Origin of the sequence: Janthinobacterium goodfellowi (assembly GCF_051380695.1) — a bacterium.
GTDB lineage: Bacteria > Pseudomonadota > Gammaproteobacteria > Burkholderiales > Burkholderiaceae_D > Janthinobacterium.
Genome location: NZ_JBNYXN010000001.1, coordinates 1,142,505 through 1,167,108, shown reverse-complemented (window position 1 = coordinate 1,167,108; position 24,604 = coordinate 1,142,505). Strand labels below are relative to the sequence as shown.

General features: G+C 66.2%; 8 protein-coding genes. 3 read left to right on the top strand and 5 right to left on the bottom strand.

All coding sequences use genetic code 11. The features are described 5' to 3' along the window. The first annotated feature begins 136 nt into the window (after window positions 1-136). Window positions 137-2,242 carry a prolyl oligopeptidase family serine peptidase gene (locus ACQ4WQ_RS05270; protein ID WP_436495150.1) on the top strand — a complete coding sequence of 702 codons (2,106 nt, stop codon included), beginning with the start codon at window positions 137-139 and terminating at the stop codon, window positions 2,240-2,242. Between the two features lie 130 nt (window positions 2,243-2,372). Here the strand turns inward: ACQ4WQ_RS05270 and ACQ4WQ_RS05265 are convergent, their stop codons facing one another. Continuing rightward, window positions 2,373-2,996 carry a glutathione S-transferase family protein gene (locus tag ACQ4WQ_RS05265; protein ID WP_326456272.1) on the bottom strand — a complete coding sequence of 208 codons (624 nt, stop codon included), beginning with the start codon at window positions 2,994-2,996 and terminating at the stop codon, window positions 2,373-2,375. A 254-nt stretch (window positions 2,997-3,250) separates the two neighbouring features. Between ACQ4WQ_RS05265 and ACQ4WQ_RS05260 the strand changes: the two genes are divergently transcribed. After that, complete coding sequence (locus tag ACQ4WQ_RS05260; protein ID WP_436495148.1) at window positions 3,251-5,944, top strand: M1 family metallopeptidase; 2,694 nt, start codon at window positions 3,251-3,253, stop codon at window positions 5,942-5,944. A gap of 500 nt (window positions 5,945-6,444) precedes the next feature. On the opposite strand, the gene ACQ4WQ_RS05255 is transcribed toward ACQ4WQ_RS05260, so the two are convergent. Continuing rightward, complete coding sequence (locus ACQ4WQ_RS05255; RefSeq protein ID WP_436495146.1) at window positions 6,445-7,323, bottom strand: LysR substrate-binding domain-containing protein; 879 nt, start codon at window positions 7,321-7,323, stop codon at window positions 6,445-6,447. A 111-nt stretch (window positions 7,324-7,434) separates the two neighbouring features. On the opposite strand from ACQ4WQ_RS05255, the gene ACQ4WQ_RS05250 reads away from it, so the two are divergent. Next, a complete protein-coding gene (locus ACQ4WQ_RS05250) occupies window positions 7,435-8,337 on the top strand; it encodes an alpha/beta fold hydrolase (protein ID WP_436495144.1) in 903 nt (300 codons plus the stop codon). On the opposite strand, the gene ACQ4WQ_RS05245 is transcribed toward ACQ4WQ_RS05250, so the two are convergent. From ACQ4WQ_RS05245 to ACQ4WQ_RS05235, 3 genes are read right to left on the bottom strand one after another with little or no spacing between them, the layout of a single operon-like run. Then, entirely contained in the window at window positions 8,334-9,371 is a 1,038-nt protein-coding gene (locus ACQ4WQ_RS05245; protein WP_436495142.1) for an OmpA family protein, read from the bottom strand. The two genes, ACQ4WQ_RS05250 and ACQ4WQ_RS05245, sit on opposite strands and share 4 nt — an antisense overlap. Before the next feature lie 41 nt (window positions 9,372-9,412). Further along, window positions 9,413-12,718: a hypothetical protein gene (locus ACQ4WQ_RS05240; RefSeq protein ID WP_436495140.1), complete on the bottom strand. Its 3,306-nt coding sequence runs from the start codon at window positions 12,716-12,718 to the stop codon at window positions 9,413-9,415. A gap of 52 nt (window positions 12,719-12,770) precedes the next feature. Further along, the gene (locus ACQ4WQ_RS05235; protein WP_436495138.1) at window positions 12,771-24,404 is read right to left on the bottom strand and encodes a hypothetical protein; all 11,634 of its coding nucleotides are present in this window, start codon (window positions 24,402-24,404) and stop codon (window positions 12,771-12,773) included. Between the last annotated feature and the right edge of the window lie 200 nt (window positions 24,405-24,604).

Genomic DNA, 24,604 nt, shown 5'->3' with positions numbered 1-24,604 from the left:
GCAAACAATATTGGAAAAGTAACTATTTTTTCAGGTAGCCGTCCATAGACACTGGTTCCTCACAGCAATCCATGGCACCATGGCTGCGCCGTTTTGCCTGCAACGCGGCCTCCACCGGACCAACCAGGAACCTTACATGTCGTCATATCGCACTCTCGCCGGCAGCATGCTGCTCGGCATGGCCGCAGCGGGCCTCGCCCATGCGCAAGCCCCCGCCCCTGCCGCCGCCAACACCGATCCCCATTTGTGGCTGGAAGACGTCCTCGGCGACAAGCCGCTGGCCTGGGTCAAGCAGCACAATGCCGTCACCGTCAAGGAACTGGAGAGCCAGCCCGGCTTCGCGGCCCTGCAGGCGCGCCTGAAAACCATCCTCAACTCGAAAGAGCGCATTCCCTACGTCAGCAAGGAAGGCGAGTTTTACTACAATTTCTGGCGCGACGCCCAGCACGTGCGCGGCATCTGGCGCCGCACCACCCTGGCGCAGTACCAATTGGCCGAACCCGCGTGGGAAACCGTGATCGACCTCGACCAGCTGGCCGCCGGCGAGCATGAAAACTGGGTCTGGGGCGGCGCCTCCTGCCTGTATCCGAAGGGCGAACGCTGCCTCATTTCCCTGTCGCGCGGCGGCGGCGACGCCAAGGTGGTGCGCGAATACGACGTGGCCAAGCGCGCCTTCGTCGACGGCGGCTTCACCCTGCCCGAAGCGAAGGGCAGCGCCAGCTGGATCGACGCCGATACCCTGTTCGTCTCCACCGATTTCGGCCCCGGCTCGATGACCAGCTCCGGCTACCCGCGCATCATCAAACAGTGGCAGCGCGGCACGCCGCTGGCGCAGGCGCACACCTTGTATGAAGCCAAACCCGACGACCTGAGCGCGGGCGCCTACAAGGACTTCACGCCCGGCCACGAACACCAGTTCATCGAGCGGCAAATCGATTTCTACAGCGGCGAAACCTTCCTGCGCGACGGCGCGAATCTGACCAAAGTGCCGAAGCCGGACGACGCGACGGCCTTCACCGTGCGCGATCAATTGATCATCACCCTGCGCTCGGACTGGAAAGTGAACGGCAAGACCTACGTGCAAGGCTCGCTGCTGGCGTCCGACTTCAAGGCTTTCATGCAGGGAAAGCAGGAGCTGGAAGTGCTGTACGCGCCCACGGCCACCTCGTCGCTGGACAATGTCACGGCCACCAAATCGGCCATCCTCGTCACCACCCTGGACAAGGTCAAGAACCGCCTGACGGAACTGCGCCACGTGAACGGCAAGTGGCAGCGCCGCGCCGTCGATGCGCCGAAGCTGGGCACCCTGGCCGTCAGCGCGCTCGACCCGGTCGACTCGGACCAGTATTTCCTGACGGTGACCGACTTCCTCAATCCGACCACCCTGTATCTAGCCACGGCGCAAAGCGACCAGCGCACGAAAATCAAGTCGCTGCCCGCCTACTACGATGCGGCACCGTACAAGGTGGAGCAGTTCGAATCGACGTCGAAGGACGGCACCAGGGTGCCCTACTTCGCCATCATGAGCAAGAAGACGAAGTTCGACGGCAGCAACCCCACCGTGCTGTATGGCTATGGCGGCTTCGAAGTGTCGCTCAAACCGAGCTACAGCGGCACCACGGGCGTGGCCTGGCTGGAAAAAGGCGGCGTGTACGTGCTGGCGAATATCCGCGGCGGCGGCGAATTCGGCCCCCGCTGGCACCAGGCGGCATTGAAGGAAAACCGCCAGCGCGCGTATGACGATTTCATCTCGGTGGCGCAGGATCTGATCAAGCGCAAGGTCACCAGCCCGCGCCACCTGGGCATCATGGGCGGCAGCAATGGCGGCCTGCTGACGGGTGCCGTGCTGGTGCAGCGCCCCGATTTGTTCAACGCCGTCGTCAGCCAGGTGCCGCTGCTCGACATGCGCCGCTATAACAAGATGCTGGCGGGCGCTTCGTGGATGGGAGAATACGGCGATCCGGACGTGCCGGAACAATGGGCTTACATCAGCAAGTACTCGCCGTATCAGAACGTCTTCAAGGACAAGAAATATCCGCGCGTGCTGTTTACCACCTCGACGCGCGACGACCGGGTCCACCCCGGCCATGCGCGCAAGATGGTGGCGAAGATGGAAGAGCAAGGCCACGACGTGCTGTACTGGGAAAACACGGAAGGCGGCCACGCGGGCGCGGCCAACAACGACCAGCAGGCGCTGATGTGGGCGCTGACCTACACCTTCCTGCACGAGCAGCTGAAGTAAGTGGTGATGTCGGATGACGCGTTCCGCTAATCCGACCTACCGGGCTGTCGGTAGACGTAGGTCGGCGTAGGTCGGCTTAGCCCAACGGGCGTAAGCCGACAACATCGTTGAAGCGGGCCGCACGCATTGCCTACTTCGCCTGCGCGCTGGGGCGTTCGGCGATGCGGTCGCGGTAGGCCTGCAGGTTGGATAAACCTTCCGCGCCGGGACGGTACTTCATCAGGCCGCGCGCAAATTCCAGCGCGCAGAAGGCCGTGATGTCGGCAATCGTAAACCGCTCGCCGGCGATGTAGGGCTGGTGGGCCAGCACCTGGTCCAGCCATTGCGCCGTCTCGCGCAGCTTGCCCGCCTGCGCCGTGGCGAAATCGGGAAACTGCGGGTTTTCCAGCGCCACCAGGGCCGGATGGCCGTGGCGCACCCAGTTGGCGGCGGCGCTGAACAGATGCAGTTCCACGCGGCGGTCGGCCATCTCGATGAAGGCGCGCTCCTCGAATCCCTCGCCCATCAGGTTCGGCTGCGGCTGCAAGCCTTCCAGGTAGGTGCAGATGGCGCGCGTCTCGGTCAGCACGCGCCCGTCGTCCAGTTCCAGCACGGGCACGCGGCCCAGCGGGTTTTTCGCCAGGAAGGCGGGATCGCGGTGCTGGCCCGCCATCAGGTCGAGCGCCACTTCCTCGATGCCGGTAATGCCCTTCTCGGCGATGAACATGGTGACGCGGCGCGGATTGGGCGTGCGGGGGCTGATAATCAGTTTCATGTGCTTGGGTCTCGTCTCGTTATGGTGGCGGCCAATCCGCTGCGGGACTGGCCTGTGGCAGTACGGTCAGGCGTCCATCATACCAGCGCACCGTCATGGTGCGGCGCCCCCGGCGCGTTGACTTTGCCCCCGTTTCGCCTTAGATTGCTGTAAGGGAACGCTGGCCGCCAGTTCCAGCGATGTCCCCCACACGTCATCGACGCCCGCAGCCTATCCGGCTGGCGGGCGTTTTATCCATGAACCAAGGGCATACCATGCATCGCACACCGACTCCGCGCTTCCGGCGCAGCCAACTGGCCGCCGCCGTCCTGGCACTGGCTTCCATCACCGCAGCCCATGCGGACAACGCTGCTCCCGCCGCCAGGTACGTCTCGGCCAGCCATGCGTCCGGCACCACCACGCAGTTGCCGCGCGGCGTCACGCCTTTGCACTATATTGTGTCGATCACGCCAGACGCCGCCGCCTCTACCTTCAAGGGCGAGGCCGCCATCAAGGTGGCCGTCGACGCGCCGACCGCCAGCATCACCTTCAATGCCTTGAACCTGACGTTTGCGGCCGCCGCCATCGAAGGCGCGGGCGGCAGCAAGCAGGTGACGCGCAAGATCGAGTTCGATGCGGACAAACAGACAGCCACCGTGCATTTTGCCGAACCCGTGGCCAAGGGCGAGTACTTGCTGCGCATCGATTACAGCGGCAAGATCGGCACGCAGGCCACAGGCCTGTTCTCGCTCGACTACGACACGCCGCAGGGCCGCCAGCGCGCGCTGTACACGCAGTTCGAAAATTCCGATGCGCGCAGCATGCTGCCGTCGTGGGATGAACCGGACTACAAGGCCACCTTCGATCTCAACGTGGTCGTGCCGAGCAACCAGATGGCCGTCGGCAACATGCCGATCATCAGCAGCGAGGAGCTGGGCAATGGCATGAAGCACGTGTACTTCGCCACGACGCCGCGCATGTCGACGTATCTGCTGTTCTTCGGCCTCGGCGACTTCGAACGGGCCACGGCCATGAGCGACGGCACGGAGATCGGCGTCATCACGAAGAAAGGCGCGCTGGCGCAAAGCCGCTTCGCGCTCGACGAGTCGGCCGCCCTGCTGCGCGAATACAACGATTATTTCGGCGTGCGCTACCCTCTGCCCAAGCTCGACAACATCGCCGCGCCGGGCCGCAGCCAGTTCTTCGGTGCCATGGAAAACTGGGGCGCCGTCTTCACCTTCGAATACGGCCTGCTGCTCGACCCGGCCATCTCGACCCAGTCGGACAAGGAAAACATCTACACCACTCTGTCGCATGAAATGGCGCACCAGTGGTTCGGCGACCTGGTCACCATGCGCTGGTGGGACGACCTGTGGCTCAACGAAGGTTTTGCGTCGTGGATGGAAAGCCGCACCACGGAGCGTTTGCACCCCGAGTGGAACACGGCCCTGTCCAACGTGGGCGGGCGCGAGTCGGCCATGAGCCAGGACGCGCTGCGCACCACGCACCCGGTGGTGCAGCGCATCGCCACCGTGGAGCAAGCCAGCCAGGCCTTCGACGGCATCACCTATCAAAAGGGCGAAGCGGTGATCCGCATGCTCGAAGCGTATGTCGGTGCCGACACTTGGCGCACGGCCGTGCGCAGCTACATGCGCAAGCATGCGTATGGCAATACCGTCTCCGACGACCTGTGGCGCGAAGTCGATGCCGCCGCCGGCAAGCCCGTCAGCGCCATCGCCCATGATTTCACCTTGCAGCCGGGCGTGCCGATGATCACGGTGGGCGAGGCCGTGTGCAGGAACGGCAATACGCGCGTGCGCCTGACGCAGACGGAATTTTCCAAGGACCAGCCGGACAAGAAACCGCTGTCGTGGAAAGTGCCCGTCATCGCCTCGACGGTCGGCAACGGCAAGCTGGCCACGGTGCTGGTCAGGGATGGCAAGGCGACCCTGAACGTGCCCGGCTGCGGCGCCCTGCTGGTGAACGCGGGCCAGAGCGGCTACTACCGCACCGTGTACGCGCCTGCCAACACGCGCGCGCTGGCGCACAGTTTCGCGCGCCTGGCGCCGATCGACCAACTGGGCTTGCTGGCGGACAGCCAGTCGCTGGGCCTGGCGGGCGCGCAAAACCTGGCCGACTTTCTGGAACTGGTGAAAGCGACGCCGCTGTCGGCCGATCCGCAGGTGCTGGGCAAGGTGGCCGCCTCGCTGGGCAGCCTGTATGAGCAGTACGCCGGCGACCCCGCGCGCCAGCAGGCCTTCGGCCGCTTTGCCGTGGCGCGCCTGGCGCCGATGATGGCGCAGACGGGCTGGGAAGCGCGCGCGGGCGAAGCCTCGAGCGTGGCGACCCTGCGCGGCCATCTGATCGCCATCCTCGGCGACATGGGCGAACCGGGCGTGCTGGCCGAGGCGCGCCGCCGCTACGCGGCCAGCGAGCAAGACCCCGCCGCCATGCCCGCGCCCCTGCGCCGCACCATCCTGGGCGTGGTGGCGCAGCATGCGGACGCCGCCACCTGGGAGCAGCTGCACGCCCGCGCGCAGCAGGAAAAGACGCCGCTGGTCAAGAATCAGCTATACGACCTGCTGGCCTCGAGCGACGATCCCGCCCTGGCGCAGCGCGCGCTGGCACTGGCGCTGACGGATGAACCGGGCGTGACCAACAGCCCGGCCATGATCTCGCGCGTGTCGCGCACGCATCCGGAACTGGCCTTCGACTTTGCGCTGGCGCACCTGGAGCAAGTCAATGCGCGCATCGACGCCAGCTCGCGCAGCCGCTACTTCCCGCGCCTGGCCGCCGCGTCGGCGCAGCCGGACATGATCGCCAAGCTGGAAGCGTACGCGCAGGCGCACCTGCCGGCCGGCGCGCGCGGCGACGCCGACAGCTCCGTGGCCGGCATCAAGTACCGCATCAAGCTGCGCGCCGAGCGGCTGCCGGCCGTCGATGCATGGCTGGCGAAACAGGCGGGCTAATTGGCTTTCCCGGCGCCGCGGCGCCGGGAACGGATGAAAACGCAGGCAAAAAAAACCGGCTTCGCAAGGTGCGGTAGCCGGTTGAAACGCTGTTTCAGAGCGCAGGGATAAAACGGGAAACACATGAAAACGTGGAAATCGTGCCGGTCATTGAGGTGTCCGGCAACCTTGCGCTCGGGGTTTCCGTGCGCCATGTATCCACTATGCCAGCCCTGCCCTGAGACAGGCTTAGGACTTCATTAAATCCCCGGCCGATTCCTGCATTTCCCCTGCCCCGCCCTGCGAGTATTGCTATAAAACAAGTTTTACATGTCTGGTGCCGATGGTTGAGCTCACCGGCTAAGCTGTTGAGTCATGCCTGCATCCTATCGCTCCCGGAGCGTAGTGATCTGCGCAATGCATGCTGTGTGCCAACAAAAGCATCATAACAGCGGCATATGACCGCCTTATGACGCAGGCTAAACTTTCATACTTTCATCGGCATTTCAGCGCCGCCGGCATCATGCGCGAAACTGCTGCCGCTGTCCCGCGCCGCGCACGGCGTCCACCAGCGCCAGCACGGCCGGCGTATTGTTGCGTGGAAAGGCATAAAAACGGGCATCGGGTAATGGCGGCAAGCCCTCTTCCGCTCCCAGGATGCGCAAGCCGTCGCGCAACTGGCTGCGCGCCACGGGCGTCACGGCAAAGCCGGCCAGCGCCGCCGCCACGCAGCCGGCCATGCTGCCGCTGTCAAATGCCAGCCGCCAGGCGCGGCCCGCCTGCGCCAATGCGGCCAGCGCCGCTTCGCGGTACACGCACGGCGAGGGAAACAGCGCCAGCGGCACGGGCAGTTGCGCATCGGGCAGGCGGCCGGCCGCATATGCCCACACCAGCGGCTCGGCCCACAGCAATTCGCCGGCCCCTTCCGTGCGGCTGCATTGCTTGCCGAAAATGACATCGATCTGCTCGTGCGTCTGGCGCCGCAGCAGGTCGGCCGTGATGCCCACCTTCAATTCGATCGACGCTTGCGGATGCCAGCGCTGGAACGTCTGCAGCACTTGCGGCAGCCACGTGCCCGCGAAATCTTCCGACGCACCGAGGACCAGCCGCCCCTGCACCGATGCACCGCTGAGCCTGGCCCGCGCCTCGCGTTCCAGGTCGACGATATTGCGCGCATACATGTACAGCAGTTCGCCGGCCGCCGTCAGCTCCAGGCTGCGCGTCGTGCGCGTCAACAACTGTTTGCCGGCGCTGTGTTCCAGGCGCTTGATATGCCCGCTGACAGCCGACGGCGTCAACGCCAGGTTTTGCGCGGCCAGCGCGAAGCCGCCCGTATCGACCACTTCCAGCAGGCTGCGCAGGAGGACGATGTCCAGGGTCATTGCCGGCAAGGCGTGCATGATAGGCTCCAATTCATCAAGATATGCTCATAATATCGATGAATTCCTCACGAATCAAATGCATTGCCGGCGCTACCATGCAGTTCTCCACTCACCTTCGTCAGGAATGCCATGCAAGACTATCACTACATCGCCACCCCGCTGCTGGACGTGGCCTACCTGGAATGGAACCCGTCCGGCAACCGCTGCGCCGTGCTGGTACACGGCTGGCCCGACAGCCCGGAAAGCTGGGCCAAAACGGCGACGGCGCTGGCCGCCGCTGGCTACCGCGTGCTGGCGCCCGCCCTGCGCGGCTTCGCGCCCACGCGCTTTCGCCATGCGGACACGCCGCGCAGCGGCCAGCTGGCCGCGCTGGGACGCGACTTGCTCGACTTTATCGATGCCATGCAACTGGATCGGCCCTTGCTGGTGGGCCATGACTGGGGCGCGCGCGCCGCCGCCAATGCCTGCGGCTTGCGCCACGACGCGGCGTCCGGCCTCGTCATGCTGTCGGTAGGCTATGGCACGAATGACCCGAGGCAAGAACTGACTTACCAGCAGGCGCGCAACTACTGGTACCACTGGTTCATGGCCACGCCGCGGGGCCAGCATGCCGTCGAGCATGACCGCCATGCGTTTGCCCGCATGATGTGGGACAGCTGGTCGCCCGCCGGCTGGTATGGCGAAGCCGATTTCGCGCAGGCCAGCCGCGCTTTCGACGGTCCCGACTGGGCCGAGGTGGTGCTGCATTCCTACCGTCACCGCTGGGCGTTTGCCGGGGGCGACCCCGCGTACGCGGCCGACGAAGCGCGGCTGCACCCGGCGCCCGTCTTGCCGGTGCCCACCCTGGTGCTGCATGGCGCGGCCGACACCTGCAACCATCCGGACAGCTCGGCCGGGCGCGAACGCCATTTCAGCGGCGCCTACCAGCGCGTGTTGCTCGAAGGCATCGGCCACTTCCCGCAACGCGAGGCGCCGCAGGCCGTGGCGGGCGCCATCCTCATGTTTGTCGATGGCCAGATAGGATCGCTCTAATCCTTGCCCACGCGCTTGATGCCCGTCAGCTCGATCTCCACGCGGCGGTTCGGCTGCAGACAGGCGATCAGGGCCGCGCGCGGCGCCGCCTTGTCGCAGGCGACGACGGGCTCGGCCTTGCCCTTGCCATACGCGCTGATGACGTTGGCGATGCCTTGCTCGCGCAACAACTGTTTCACCGTCAGCGCGCGCTTCTCGGACAAGGCCTGGTTGTAGCTGTCACTGCCGAGCCGGTCGGTGTGGCCCGTCACGGACAGCGTATCGATCTGCACATAGCCCTGCTTCAGGCGCGCCGCCAGTTCGCGGATCTTGTCGACGCCCTGCGGCAGCACGTCGGCCGGACCGGCCTTGTCGAAGCGGAACAGGGCATCCATGTCGAGCGTGAGGCGTTCGTGCTCGATGCGCGGCGGCAGGATTTCGGGCTGCGGGTCAGGCTTGGGCTGGTCGGCCGGGCACGCCGCAGCGGCGGACTGGGCCGCCGCTTGGCCATCCTCGGCCAGCTGCACGTACGGGTTCGCGTGGCGCCAGCCCAGCTGCTTGTATTCGTTGCCCGCATGCACCAATTCCACTTCGCCGCACGCCACCTTTTGCGCCGCGCAGGCGAAACCGGGCGATGCGCGCAGCTTCCCAAAGCTGGCCCACAGATCGTCGCGCAAGCGCGTGGCGTCGTTCACCAGCGGCGTGGCGTCGCCGGGATTGGGCGTGCTGCCGTCTTCCAGCGCGGCAACGATCTTCGCCGATTCCTGCAGCGCCTGCAGGGGAAAGGCCGAGCGGTCGTTGCGCGTGTACTCGTGGAAGGACACGTCGAGCCAGCATTGCGCCTTGGACAGGTAATAATCGCCCACGCGCACGCCGCCGTCGTTGAGCTTCTTGATGCGTTCCTGCAGCAGGCGGTAGGCTTGCTGGTCGGCGGAAACGGCCTGGTCGCTGATGCGCAGCTGGGGCATGGCCAGCGGCGCCGTTGACAGGGTCGGCGTGGCCGCCTGGGCCAGGCCCATGGCCAGCAGGCTGGCCAGCGGCAGGAGTGTCATCATCGGTTTCATCATCGGTGTCATTGTGGGTGTCATGGTAGTTTTCATGGCCGGACCAGGGTACGGTTGATGGTGGCGTCTTTGCCTTTGAACAGGTTTTCATCGAACTTGAAGCGCAGGCGCACATACGGGCCGCGCGCCGTGTAGTCGGCGCCCGTCAGGTCGCGGTCGGAAAAGCCCGACCAGTTGTGGCCGGCCGACAGCCACAGGTTTTGCGCCAGCAGATAGCCCACTTCGACGCCGTTGGCCCACTGGCGGCTGCCCCCTTGCGGGCTGCCCATCACGGCCGCCAGCACGCCGATATCCCAGTTCTTGCTGATGTCATACACGGTGCGCCCGGAAAACAGCCACGCCGTGTATTTCTCTTGCCCGGCAGGCAGGTTCTTGTCGTTGTTGTGCTTGGCGGCGACCCGGCCCGTGAACCACCAGGGACGGCTGGGGTGGTAGTCGAGGTGCGTGGAAACGATGTGCGCGCGGTAATTGTCGCCATCGATCTGCGACTGGTCGCGCACCGTCTTGTACTCGTAGCGGGCCAGGCCGTTGAAACGGTTGTCGTCCACGGGGCGCCAGGCAAAGCCCAGCTGTGCCCGGTCCTGCAGCACGTTGCCGACAGGCGCGCCGCTGGCGTCGTCGTGGTTGCGCGTGTACAGCAAATAATTGCGCGCGAGCAAAGTCCAATCGCGGCTCAGCTTGCGCGCCCAGGCGATGGTATTGAGCCATTGGTCCTGGCGCTGGTCGCCCGGCGCGATTTTGCTGTCGAACAGGCGCCGGTACTCGAGCTTGACGGAGCCGCGCCACAGCGGATTGACCGAGTAGTCGAAGCCTGCCGCCACGGCCACGGCTTGCTGTTGCTGGCCGTTCATGACTTTCAGGTACTCGACATTCGTGTTCGCCGCCAGCCCCTCGCCCAGGTTCCACGTGTTGCGCAAGCCGGACGCCAGCTGCAAGTCGCGCTGGTTGCTCAGGCTGTAATCCATGGCGTCGCGCATGCGGTACTCGCCAAACACGGTGCCGCCCGGCATGTAGCCCGTATCCGCGCCCGCGACAAAGCTGGTGCTGCGGTCGGCCGGATTGAGCGAATACGCGGACGCCAGCCCCGACTGATTTTCATAGCGCGCGTACAGCCGGCTGCGTTCGGCCAGCTGGTATTGCGCGCCCAGGCCGTAGCGGTGCTGGTCCGCGTCGGCGATGCTTTTTTCCACGTCGCCATTCAGGGTCCAGCGGTCCGTGGCCTTGTATTGCACGCCCAGCCGGACGGTGGTGGCGTTCAGCGGCACCGTCGTGCCCGCGCCCGCGCCCGGATTGACGGGTGCAAACGTGGTGATGCTGCCGCCCGTGACGGGGTCGATGGCCGTATTCGCCGTGCCGTTGCCGAAGAAGCCGCCCGTGGGATTCAAGCCCGTGCCCAGCGGCGAAGTGTTCGGCGCGATGCCGGCCGTCGACGGCATGCCGCCGCTCTCCTTCATGTGCTGCACGGAAATGTCGAGCAGCCAGTGTTCGCTGGCGTTCCATGCCACGCCCAGGCGCTGCGCATCGCGGCGCGCATCCGTGCTGCGCTCGTCGCTGCGGATGGCCTCGCCGTACACGGTGATGGCGGGACTGAGCTTGTAGCCGGCCTTCAGTCCCGCTTCACCGCGCCCGCCCGTGATGCCGGCCGCCGTGTTGTTGAAATCCTGGTCCGAGCGGCTCCAAAAGGCTTTCGCGTCCAGCTTGTCATCCTTGTGCTGCAGCTCGACCCTGGCCGCGTTGCCGCTGACTTCATCGCGCAGCTCGCCCGCCTGGCCCGACGGCGTCGTGTAGATATTGCCGCCCGCGCTGTAGCTGGTGGACGTGGTGCGCGCCACCTCGAACACGAGCAAGCTGTGCTCGCCCAGGCGCAGGCCAGCGTTGACGCTGTGCAATTTGTAAGGCGACAAGGGATTCCGGTCTTCCACGGCCGAGCCGCCAATCGAGACCATCTTGCCCAGCTGCACTTGCCCATCCACGCCCACGGTCCAGAATTTCTCGCCGCCCTGGTCCACCTCGTAGCTGATGCGGATCGATTGCGGGTCGCCATTCGGCGTCAGCGCGGGAATCGCTTGCTTGAACAGGATGCGCCCGCTGAACGGCTCGAAGCTGTAATCCTCGAAGCGGCGCAGTTGCGTCACTTGCACGATATTGCCGTTCTGGTTCTTGTCGCGCACCACGATCTCGATCTTTTCCGAGTTTTCGATGGCGTTGTTGTTGCGCACGGCGAACGGTCCCGAGGTGCCATTGGCCCGGTATTCCTCGACAACCTGCTTCAGGCTGTCGTTGATGGCAAACGCATTGGCGACGATGCCGTCCTTTTCGTAATGGCCGCGCCCGCCGGTCGCCGTGCGGTTGTACTGGCCCAATTTTCTCTGCTGCAAGTTGGCCACGGCGCCGCCGCCCGTCATCTGGCTGAAGCCGTCGCCGGTGGCGAAATCGCCATACAGCACATAGCTTTTCTGCTGGTCGATGCGCACGTACAGGCGGTCGCTGGAGCGGGCATCGAAATTGCGCACGGAACTGTCGCCGTACACGGGATAGAACTCTTCCGGATTGACGTCGCGCAAGAGACGCGCGCGCGTATCCTTGTCCGAGTCGTAGGCGGCCGTCAGCAAGGCGTCGCCACGGATGGTGCCTTTCAGGAACATCGCCGCGCGGCCCGCCACATTGGCCTTGCCGTTGTTGAAGGCCCGGCTCCAGCGCTGGATATCGCGTTCGAAGCCGTCATTGAAGCGCGACGGCGCAATGTCGCTGCTCGACAGGCTGCGCTTGCTGATGATGCCGTCGATCAAGCCCACGGCCAGCATGTCGCGCAGTTCCGGCAGGAAACTGATCGTGCCCTGCGCCGCCACGGCACCGGCCGACACGCGCAGCAGCACGTCCTGCGGCGTGGCCGGGGCCAGCAGGCTGAAGCTCGCCTCGCCGTTTTCCACCGTCAGCTGCGTGCCGGGCGTGACCTTGTCCACGTCGCGCCGTTCCGGGCCCAGTTCATCGGTGCGGGCGCCGGGCAGCAGGAGACGCCCCCCGCTGGCCTCGATGGTGAGCAGGGCCGTGCCCGTCAACGGCTTGCCCTGCTCGTCAAACAGTGTCACCGTCACCTTGACGGGGCTCTGGCCATCGGCCGGCGCGTCGCTGCGGTCCGTTGCGACGACGATGCGCGCCACGCCCCGGTTGATGGCGTAGTCGGCAGCGCCCACCTTGCCAGCAAAGAACGATGGCGCCGCCACGGCGGAACCTGCCGCACGGTCCGGCAAGGGCAGTTGCGCCAGGCCGGCCGCCGGGAATGCCAGCAGCGCCAGCGCGGCGGCCATGCGCCGGGGCGCGGGGGGATGTTTCTTCATGACCTGTTTCTCTTTGGCTGCAATGGCTGGCGGCAAGTGATTGAAAGGAGGCTTATTGCGCATGGCTGCCTCCTGCGGCTGGCGTAACCACGCGGGGTGCGACGACAGGCTGGTTGGCGCTGTCCGTCGCCTGGGCCGGTGCGGCGGCCGGCTGGCTGCTGAAACTCAGTCCCGGCCCCCTGCCCTCCGTTTCCACGCTGCGCACTTCGCCCTGGGCACGGCGCGCCTTGACTTGCTCGAGCACGGGATTCGAACACGACCCCTCGATGAAGTCGGCGCGCAGCAGTTCGCCGTTCTTGGTATCGAGGAACAGGCTGTGCGGATCGCCCAGGTTACGGTTCGACGCTTCCATCATGCGGCTGGCGCGCGGCAAGGTGGCGCCATCGACCTTGATCACATGGCTGTTCGGCGTGATGCCGCAATAGCTGTACTTGCCTTCCACGTCGGTGGTGAAGTTCGTGCCATCCTCCATGTACAGGCGCACGCCCGGAATGCCCAGCTCCTCGTCATCCTGCACGTGGTTGTTGTTGCAGTCGACGAAGACCTTGCCGGCGATGCAGGCATCCGTGGTGAACACGCCGCCCGTCACTTTCACCTTGGCGCGCGCCTCGTTCGAGGGCGGGCCGTTGGTGGTCGTTGCCTGGGCGCGGTTGACGCCGTCGCCCTGCAGCGAGCCCACGCCCACGCGCAGGCGGTAGCGGAAGCTGGCGCTGGCGTTCGGCGCCAGCGATTCCAGCTTGAAGCTCAGCTGCGGCCCCGGCTTGCCGGACGGATCGGGCTGCACCACGTTGTTGCGCGTGGTGGTGCCGTCGATGTAGCGGAAACCGGCCGGCAGTTTATCGAGCACGCTGACGCCGAATGCCGTCGCCACGCCCGTGTTTTTCACCTCGATCGTGTACTGCAGGCTGTCACCGATCTCCGCCTGGGCCTTGTTGACGCTCTTGCTGATCAACAGCATCGGCTTGTCCTTCGTGTTGAACACGACGGGCGTAAAGCTCGGCGGCGTGGCGCCCGGCGTGGCCGGCAGCAGCAAGGTGTCGGCCGAACTGGCCAGGGCCAGCACGCTGGCGGGCGCCACCGGCGTCGTCGACGTGCCCGTGCCGCTGTAGCTGTGGCCGACGTTCATGCCGCCCCCGTTCGTGCCCAGCATGGTGCTGGCGTAGACCTGGTTCAGTTGCGGCACGGTGGGAATCGCCGCCACGCTGCCGAAGTCGACCAGCACCGTGAAGACGATGTTGCAGCTTTCCTGCGGCTGCAAGTCGCCCTTGCCGTTCAGCAAGCCAAACACCGTGACGCCATTGAAATCGGCATTCGCGACGCAAGCCGTGGCACCGGCGGGCCGCGCCGTGACGGCCAGGCTGCCCGGTTTGAAGGTGACGCTGGTAGCCGTCGGGAAGACGGCCTTCAGGTTTTCCGCCACCTGCACCATGGTCGAAGTCGGGTAGCCGGCCGGATAGCGGTTGGCCGCCTGCACCGTGTAGCTGATCTCGAACTTGCTGGCATCGACTTGCTGCTGGGCAGAAACAGCCTTGATGACATCGACCACCTGGCGCAGCAAGACCACGGGCGTGGGCGTGTCTTCGCCCGTGAACGGCACGCCGCCCACGGTTTCCGACGCGTTGCCGTTGCGGTTAGGGTCGGCCTTTTCCGCCAGCGCGGCCACCTCGGCCGCCGTCGCCACGGCGCCCGCATACGCGCCGCCATTGTTGGAAGCGTCAAACACGAGGCTGCCCGCCGGCGGCGTGTAGCCCGGGTTGGCGGCGATGGCGCCGGCCGCCGGCGCTGCCGGCACGCTGATGCTGCCGCCCGCGTTGGCGACGTTACCGCCCAGCACGCTGGCAAACACGCTGTTGTTGTACTGCGGCGCGCTGCTGTCTTGCACGGTAATTTCCACCGTGAACGTAATAACGCTCAGTTCGCCTTCGGCCAGGGCCGCATCGCCGCTGAGCAAACGCAGATCGCTGCCGCCGCAACCGCCCGTGAAGCCCGGGTTGACGGCCAGCTGCTTGCTGCCGGCTATGGCCGGGGCGGCCGGCGGCGCGACGATGCGGCACGCCACCGGCTCGGGGAAGGCGGCGCGCAGGCTGTCGAGCGCCTGCACGTTCGATGCCGTGCCCTTGCCCACATTCCTGATCACCACCGTATAGGGCACGGAGAAGACCTTGGCCGACAGCTGCGTCACCTTGCCCACGCCCAGCGCGGCGCCGATGGCCGGATTCGCCACTTCCGTGACGGCCGTGCAATCGGAGGCTTGCGCGCAGCGCGGCAAGTCCGTGCCGGTCGGCACGATGGTATTGCTCAAGCTGCCGCTGGCGGCCACTTTCGCGCTGACGGTAACGGCGGCCACGGCATTGGGCGCCAGGCCGGCCGGCACCGTGCACACCAGTTTATTGGCCGCCAGCGGTGCGCACACGGTGGGAGCCGCTGGCGTCACGGCGATGTCCGTCAGGCTGGCGGCCAGGTCATCCGTCAGGACGATGGCGGCCGTGGTGGCGCCGCTGCCGCTGTTGGTGGCCGTGATGGTCCAGCTGACGGTGTCGCCGATGCTGGCATTGGCCTTGTCCGCCACCTTTTTGACCATCACGCTGGGACTGGTGACGTTGGTGGTGGTCTGGCAATCGCTTGGGGTCAGGCACAGCGGCGTATCGGGACCCGACGGCACGACGCTGTTGCGCGCCGCCCCAGGCTGGGTAACGGTGGCCGACACTTCCACGCTGGCTTCGCCGCCATTGCCGATCAGTCCGGCAGGCACGCTGCAGGTCAGCACATTGCCCGCCACGGGCGCGCAGGTGGCGCGCAGCGGCGTCACCACCACATGCGTCAAGCCGGCCGGCAAAGTGTCGACCAGGGTCATGGCGGCGCGCGTGGGACCGCTGCCCGTATTGCTGGCCGTGATGGTCCACACCACGGTGTCGCCCACGTTGGCGCTGGCGCGGTTGGCGATTTTCTTCACGGCCACTTTCGGCCCCGTCAGCACCACGCTCGATTCGCAGCTGCTGGCCTGCGCGCAGGCCGGATTATCGGGACCGCTCGGCAAGACCCGGTTCGACAGATTACCTTCCAGGGTACCGGTGGCGGTGACGCGCACGCTGCGCGCGCCATTCACGGCAGCCAGTTGGCCTGCCGCAATGCGGCAGCTTTGCACGCTGTTCGCCACCCAGCTGGCCAGCGGCGGACAGGTCACGCCCGCGTCGGCATTGACCGCCAGTACCGTCAGGTTACCCGGCAGGATATCGGCCAGGGTCACGATGCCCGCATTGGCCACGCCGCCGCTGTTGACGGCCGTGATGGTCCAGACGATGCTGTCGCCCACGTTGGCATTGACCGTGCTGGTACTCTTGCTGACGCGGATCACGGGACCCGGCATGGTCACCGTTGCCGTATTCGGCAAGTCATTCGCCACTTCCGTGGAACTGGTGGCGATGATGCTGACGATGGTCGACACATTGCTGGCCGGCTGGATATATGACAGGCCAAAGCTGTGCACGTCGTTTGGCACCAGGCTGGACGGCAAACCCTGCACCGTCAGCATGCCGCTGACGGCGTCATAGTTGCCCACGGCGCCGCTCAAGGTCACGCCCATCAGGCCCTGCGCCAGTTTCAGGCTGTAGCTCACGTTTTCGGCCGTGCCCGGGCCCGCATTGCTGAAACTCACGATGCCGTTGATCTGGTCGCCCGCATTGGTGGTGCCGGGGAAACCGTTCAAGGTGGTGGTCACGTCGACCAGCAGCTTGATGGCCGTGGTGCTGGTGCTGCAATCGGCCGGCTGGACGCACACAGGATTGTCGGGGCCGGCTGGCAGCACCGTGTTTTGCAGCACGCCGGCGGCAGCTGCCGTGGCGCGCAGCACGACTTGCGCCTGCCCGCCCGGCGCCAGGCCGGCCGTCACGCTGCACGTGACGATATTGCCGGCCACGGGTGCGCAGCTGGCCAGTTGCGTGGACAGCACTTGCACGCCGCTCACGCCCGCAGGCAGGTTGTCCGTCAATACGATGGCGGACTTGGTGGCGCCCGTGCCGCCATTGCTGGCGGTAATGGTCCAGGTCAGCAAGTCGCCCACGCTGACGTTGCTCTTGTCGACACTCTTGCGTACCGTCACCTGTGGCGCCACCAGGGTGGTGGTGGCCTGGCAGGCGCTGGCCGTGTCGCAGGCGGGATTGTCGGCGCCGCCGGGTACGACACGATTGGACAGGTTGCCGCCCAGAGTGCCGCGCCCCGTGACGACGATCTTGCGGCTGCCATTGCTGGCGGCCAGTTGACCTGCCGCAATCGTGCACGCCTGCACGCTGCCCGGCGCCCAGCTGGCGGCCGGCGGACAGGTCACGCCCGCATCGGGCGTCACGCCGAGAATGACTACATTGGCCGGCAACACATCGCGGACGACGACAGGAGCCTGGTTGGCCAGGTTGCCCGTATTCGTTGCGGTAATGCTCCAGGTCAAAATATCGCCCACGGCCGCATTGTTCCTGTCGACCGTCTTGCTTACGCGCACGACGGGACCCGGCAGATTCGTCGTCGCCGTGTTCGGCAAGTCATTGACGATTTCCGTGGAACTGGTGCCCACCACGCTGACGATGCGCGAACTGTTGCTGGCCGGCTGCGTGTAGAACAGGTTGAAGCTGGCGCTTTGCCCGCTGATCAGGGTGGCCGGCAAGCCGCTCAGCACGAACTGGCCCGTGGCGCTGTTGTAGACGCCGCTGATGCCTGGCGCGCCGCTGACGGGGCTCAGCGACACGCCGGCCAGGCCCGTTTCCAGCTGCAGGCTGTAGCTGACATTCTCGGCCACGCCGGGACCCGAATTGGCGAACGTCACCACGCCACGGATGGCATCGCCCGCATTGCTGCTGGCGGGGAAACCGTTCAAGGTGGTGGTCACGTCGACCAGCAATTTCGACACCACCGTGGTGGTCTGGCAATCGCCGGGCACGGCGCAAGCGGGGTTGTCCCCGCCGCCCGGCACCAGCGCATTGACGAGGCTGCCCGACAGGGTGGCCGTGGCGCTCAGTTTGACGCTGGCGGCGCTGCCTGCCGCCAGGCCTGCCGGCACGCTGCAGGTGACGACATTGCCCGCCGGTACCGCGCAGGTGGCGGGCGCCACCGGCGTGACCAGCACGTTCGCCAGGCCCGCGGGCAAGGTATCGCCCAGGGTGGCGATGGCCGTGCTGGGTCCCGTGCCGGTATTGCGCAAGGTCAAGGTCCACGTCAGGGTGTCGCCCACGTTGGCCACCGTCTTGTCGACGGTTTTACTGGCCGTCAGCAGGGGCGAGCTGACCGTGCTGGTGGTGCCGCAATCGCCGGCCTGCAGGCAAACGGGGGTATCCGGACCGCTGACGCTGACGCTGTTGGCCAGACTGCCTGCGGCGACGGCGCGCGCCGTCACCTGCACCGTGGCGGCGCTGCCTGCGGCCAGGCCGGCCGGCACGCTGCATGTCAGAACATTGCCGGCCAGCGGTGCGCAAGTGACGGGCGCGGCGGGCGTGACGGCGATATTCGCCAGGCCGGCCGGCAAGGTGTCGGTGATGCTGGCAACGGCCGTGCTGGCGCCCGTGCCCGTGTTGGCCAGGGTGATGGTCCAGCTCAGGCTATCGCCGATATTCAGCGCCGTCTTGTCGACGGTCTTCTTCAGCGCCAGGGCCGGGCTGGTGATGGTCGTCGTGGTCTGGCAAGTGCTGGCCTGGAAACAGGCGGGATTGTCCGGCCCGCTCGGCATGAGCTGGTTGGCCAGGGTGCCGCCCGCGCTGGCCTTGCCGGTCAGCACGATCTGGCGCTGGCCATTGCCCGCCGCCAGCTGGCCGATGGCCACGCTGCAGCTCTGGCTGCTGTTGGCGACCCAGCTGGCCAGCGGCGGACACGTCACGCCGCTGTCGGGCGTCACGGCCGTGATGACAATATTTGGCGGCAGCAAGTCCGTCAAGACCACGGCGCCCTGGTTGGCCAGGCTGCCCGTGTTGCTGGCCGTAATGGTCCAGATGATTTCCTCGCCCACGTTCGCCACGGCCTTGTTGGCCGTCTTGCTGACGCGGATGATGGAGCCAGGCATGGTGACGGTCGCCACGTTCGGCTGGTCGTTCGCCACTTCCGTCGAGGTGGTGGCGATGCGGCTGACCACGGTCGACAGATTGCTGGCCGGCTGGATATAGCCGAGCTGGAAGCTGAAGCCCTGCCCCGGCGCCAGGGTGGCGGGCACGCCGGTGAATGTCGCCAGTCCGGTGCCCGCATTGTAGCTGCCCGTCACGCCGTTGAAGGTGACGCCGGCCAGGCCGGGCGCCAGTTGCAAACTGTAGGTCACGCCTTCGGCCGCGCCGGGGCCGATATTGCTGAAAGTCACCGTGCCGCTGATATTGTCGCCCGCATGCGTGCTGCCGGGGAAACCGTTCAGCGTGGTGGTCACGTCGACCAGCAGCTTGACGGCCGTGCTGGTGGTGCTGCAATCGCCTGCCTGCAGGCAGGCCGGGTTGTCCGGACCGCTCGGCACTACCGTGTTGACAAAGGCGCCAGCCGCCGTGGCCAGGCCCTTGACGATGATATTCAAGGTGGAACCTGCCGCCATGCCGGCGGGAATCGCGCAGACGAGCTGGTTGCCATTCGGCACGGCGCAGGTGGCGGGCGCCGACGGCAGCACCTGCCATACGGTCAGGTTGGCCGGCAAGGTATCGGTCAGGGTGATGACGCCGCGCGTCGCGCCCGTGCCCGTATTGGCCACGGCAATGGTCCAGGTCAGCGCATCGCCGACATTGATGTTGCTCTTGTCGACCGTCTTGCGCACGGCCACTTGCGGGCTGAGGATGGTGGTGGTGGTCTGGCACGATGCGGCCTGCGCGCAGGCCGGATGATCGGGGCCGCCCGGCAGCACTTTATTACCGAGGCTGCCGCCTGCCGTGCCCGCGGCGCTGATGGTGATGCTGCGGCTGCCGTTCACGGCGGCCAATTGGCCGGGAGCAATGGTGCACGCTTGCGCGCTGTTGGCCAGCCAGCTGGCCAGCGGCGGACATGTCACGCCCGCGCCCGGCGTCACGGACAGCACCGTCACGTTGGCGGGCAGGATATCCGTCAGGGTCACCACGCCCAGGTTGCCCAGGCTGCCCGTGTTCGTCGCCGTGATGGTCCACGTCACCGTCTCGCCCACGTTGGCCGTCGTCTTGTCGGCCAGTTTCGTCACGCGGATGATGGGACCGGGCACCGTCGCCATGGCCATGTTCGGCAAGTCATTCGCTACTTCCACCGAGGTGGTGGCGATCGTCGACGTCACCATCGACAGGTTGTCGGCCGGCTGCGTGTAGCCGATATTGAAGCTCGTGCTCTGGCCATTCGCCAGGGTCACGGGCAAGCCGGACAGCGTCACCAGGCCCGTGGCCGGGTTGTAGCTGCCCACGGCACCGGTCAAGGTGACGTTCGCCAGGCCCGGCGTCAGTTGCAGGGTGTAGGTCACGCCTTCGGCGGGACCGGGCCCCACGTTGGCATACGTGACGATGCCGGAAATGCTGTCGCCGGCCAGGGTGTTCGGCGGGAAATTGTTCAAGGTGGTGGTGACGTCGACCAGCAGCTTGACCACCGTGGTGGTGGTGCCGCAATCGCCGGGCAGCACGCAGGCGGGATTATCGGGACCGCCCGGCACCACGCTGTTGACGGCGGCGCCGGCCAGGGTCGCCGTGGCGCTGACGAAGATGCGCACGGAAGCGCCGGCGGCCAGGCCGGCCGGCACGCTGCACGTCAGGGTCGCGCCGGCCAGCGGCGCGCAAGTGGCGGGCGACTGCGGGCTGATCACGACATTCGTCAAGCCGGCCGGCAAGGTGTCGCTCAGGGTCACGCTGCCCGTGCTGGCGCCCGTGCCGCTATTGCTGACGCTCAAGGTCCAGGTAATCGTCTCGCCCACGTTGACCGTGGCCTTGTCGACGGTTTTCTTCACCGCCACGTTCGGGCTGGTGACGGTGGTCGTCGTCTGGCACGCGCCCGGCGTGGCGCAGACGGGATTGTCGGGGCCGGACGGCAGCAGGCTGTTGGCCACCGTGCCCGGCGCATTGGCCACAGCTTTCACGACGATGCTCGCTTCCGTGTTGGCGGCCAGGCCGGCCGGCACGCTGCACGTCAAGGTGGTGCCGGCCGGCACGCCGCACGAGGCTGGCGCGACGGGCAATATCTGCAGCGCGCCCACGTTGGCGGGCAGGCTGTCCGTCAGGGTGATGACGGCATTCGTCGGACCGCTGCCGTTGTTGCGCGCCTTCAAGGTCCAGGTGATGGTGTCGCCCAGGTTGACGGTGCTCTTGTCGACGCTTTTCGTCACGGCCACGCTGGGGCTGGTCACCGTGCTGGTGGTGGCGCAATCGCCGGCGGTGGCGCACGCCGGGTTGTCGGGGCCGGACGGCACGACGCTATTGGCATAGGTGCCGGCAGCGGCGGGCTGGGCCGTGACGGTAAAACCGCCAATGCCGCCGTTCGCGGCCAGGCCGGCCGGCACGGTGCAGGTGAGGATATTGCCCACCGGCACTGCGCAGGTGGCGCCGCCGACCAGCGTCACGTTCAGATTCAGCAGATTGGCCGGCAAGGTATCGGTAAGGGTGATGGCCGCGGTGCTCACCCCGTCGCCGCTGTTCGTCGCCGTCACGCTCCAGCTCAGGGTGGCGCCAATATTGATGCTGGCATGGTCGACGGTTTTCTTCACCGCCACTTTCGGGCTGGTGATGGTGCTGGTGGTCTGGCACACGCCGGCCGAGCTGCAGGCCGGATTGTCCGGACCGCTGGGCATGATGCGGTTCGACAGGCTGCCGCCCGCCGTCGCGTGCGCCGTGATGGTGACCGTGCGGCTGCCGTTCACGGCGGCCAGCTGGCCGGCGGCAACGGTACACGTCTGCGTGCTCGACGCCACCCAGCTGGCCAGCGGCGGGCACGTCACGCCCGGCGCGGCGACCACGTTCGTCACCACCAGATTCGGCGGCAGCAAGTCGGCCAGGCTGACGACGGCCTGGTTGGCGATACTGCCCGTGTTGCTGGCCGTGATCGTCCAGATGATGTCTTCGCCCACATTGGCCGTGGCCTTGTTGGCCGTCTTGGTGACGCGCACGTTCGGCCCCGGCACCGTCACCGTGGCCCGGTTCGGATGATCGTTCGCCACCTCCGTCGAGGTGGTGGCGATGACGCTGGTCACGGAGGAAATATTGCTGCCAGGCTGGGTGTATGACAGATTGAAACTGAAGGTCTCGCCCGGCGCCAGGATCACGGGCAAGCCCGTGAACGTGATCAGGCCCGTGCCCGCGTTATAGCTGCCGCTCACGCCCGTGACCGACACGCCCGCCAGGCCCGTGGCCAGCTGCAGGCTGTACGTGACGCCTTCGGCCGCGCCTGGGCCCAGGTTGGCGTAGGTCACCACGCCGCTGATGGCGTCGCCCGCGTTCGAGGTGCCGGGGAAACCGTTCAAGGTCGTGGTCACGTCGACCAGCGGCTTGCTGACGACGGTGGTGGTCTGGCAGGCGGCAGGCGTGGCGCAGCTGGCGCCATTGCCGCCCGACGGCAGTACGCTGTTGACAAAGTTGCCCGATGCGGTGGGGCTGGCGCTGATGCTCACCTGGGCGCCGGCGCCCGGCGCCAGGCCGGCCGGCACCGTGCAGGTCAGCGTATTGCCGGCCAGCGCCGCGCAGGTGGCGGGTGCCGTCGGCGTGACGACGATGCCTGCCAGATTGGCCGGCAAGGTATCGGTCAGGGTCAGCGCCGCCGTGGTGGCGCCCGTGCCGGTGTTCGCGACGCTCAAGGTCCATTGCACCGTGTCGCCCACCGTGGCGGCCGCCTTGTCGACGGTTTTCTGCACGCGCACGAGGGGGCTGACGATGCCCAGCGGCTCGCTGTCGACGTTATTCGCGGGCACCGGGTCCACGGTGGTGCTGCCCGCCGTGGTAGTGACCGTCAAGCTGCCGCTGGCGGGCAGGTTGAAGGTGGCAGTGCAATTGATGCGCGAGCCGGGAATGAACGGCGAGACGGGCGCGCTGCAGCTGGGCGTGGTACCGGCCGGCAAGCCGCTCATGACGCAGGTGGGCGCGGCCGCGTTGTCGGGGCCATTATTCGTGCACACGCCCGTGACGGTGATGGCAGTGCCCGCATTGTAGGGGCCGGGCGGCACGGTGGTGACGGCCTGCATGTCCGCCTGCAGGCGGCGGTTGCTGATGGTGCACGTGACCGGTGCGTCGGGCATGGTGACATTGCCCGAGGTGGCCGCGCCGCTGGCGATGACGGCCGCCGTATCCGTGCGCACGCAACTGTAGCTGCTCTGGTACTGCGCCAGGACGGTGCCCGTGCCCGCGCTTTCCGCAAACGTCACGAGATTGCCCACGCGCGCCACCGCGCTGGCTGTGGCGCCGTTGCCGCCCTGCGCGCCAGCGGTGCCGTTGGCATTCATGATGAACAGGCCGCTGTCGCTGGCGGGCACCAGCGTCTTGACCACCGTCAGGGTATTCGTCCTGGCCGTGGCCGTGGTGCTGCTGCTGTTGTTGCTGAGATCGCTATCCGTTTCGTTGGGCGAGACGGTGACCGTGGCCGTATTCACGATGCTGGCGGCGTCGCCCGGCGTGGCCGTGACCGTCACCGTCAGGTAGGAGCCCGTGGAGGGATCGCTGACGGCCGCATTCACGGGCAGGTTGCCCATGACAATACTCACGCTGTTGCTGCCCGCACCCGAGGTCTTCGTGCCGCAGGACGCGCTGCCGCTGGCGGCGCAAGTCCAGCTGACATTGCTCAGGCTGGCTGGCAGCACATCGCCGAAGGTGGCGCCGGCGCTGAGAGCCGGGCCCCGGTTCCAGACCTTCATGGTGTAGCTCAAGGGCTTGCCCACGGAAAACTGCGCCGGCCCCACCTTGCTGACGGCCAGGTCCGTCTTGCTATTGGTGCAATCGGCATAGGAACTGGCCAGGCTGGGATCGCGCAATTGCGCAGCGGGAATAATTTCCGTCACATTGTCAGGACGCGTCCAGCGCATGTGCAAATAATTGATGCCGCCCACGTTATTCCACAGCACGCGGGCCAGATAACAGCCGCCCGGCGTGGCGCTATTGAAATTGCCGGCCAAATTCTGGAAATCCGTTTCATTATTCGAATATTCGGCCACGCTGCCCACGGCCACGTTGTACACGGTATTGCGGTAATTGGTCGAATACTGGGTCGAGAAATCCACCTTCACGTCGTCATCGTGCGCGACGCTGAATTTGTAATTGCCCGCCTGCGGAAAGACCACCAGCGTGTACATCACGCGGCCCATGATCCACGCCCGGCAGGCAGCCGATGTCTGCTGCGTATCGAAGTTGCATAGCTGCGCGGGATTGGCGGCCGTGCCATTGGCCCAGTCCAGCTGCCCCGACGTTCCCGTGCGCGCCGCATTGGCGGCGGGATTGGCGGCCAGCGCCGCCAAACTGACGAGCCGGGCCGTGCTGCCCGCGTTGAAACTGTTGTCGTAATTGGGCGTCGCCGGATTGGCCGGCACCCGCGAAATGCCGCGGTAATCCTCCCACAACACCTGTGCGGCGGCGGGCGCGGCAATGCCCAGCAGCAGGAAAGCGAGCGACAGCGGTGCAACATGCGACTTGAAAAGATGAGGTAAACGGGCGCGGCCGATAATCGCGGCCAGCATCCCCATGTAGCGTCCGGCGGAAGAAAAAGCTGCATGGCGGCCGGAACGGCCTGCCGTTTCCTGTAGTGTTTTGATCATGTTGTTCGCTAAGAAATGTACCGCTGCAAGATGCAGGCCGATATAAAAATGACATTTATTTGTCATGATTATATGAACGAGTGACAGTTCAAGAGTACGACAACAGTGGTTTTTTTGTTACCAACAAAGAAATTAAATTATCTCGTTGATATTTCACAACACATTCATCAAATTAATCGCGTAATGCCGCTGGAGTGCTA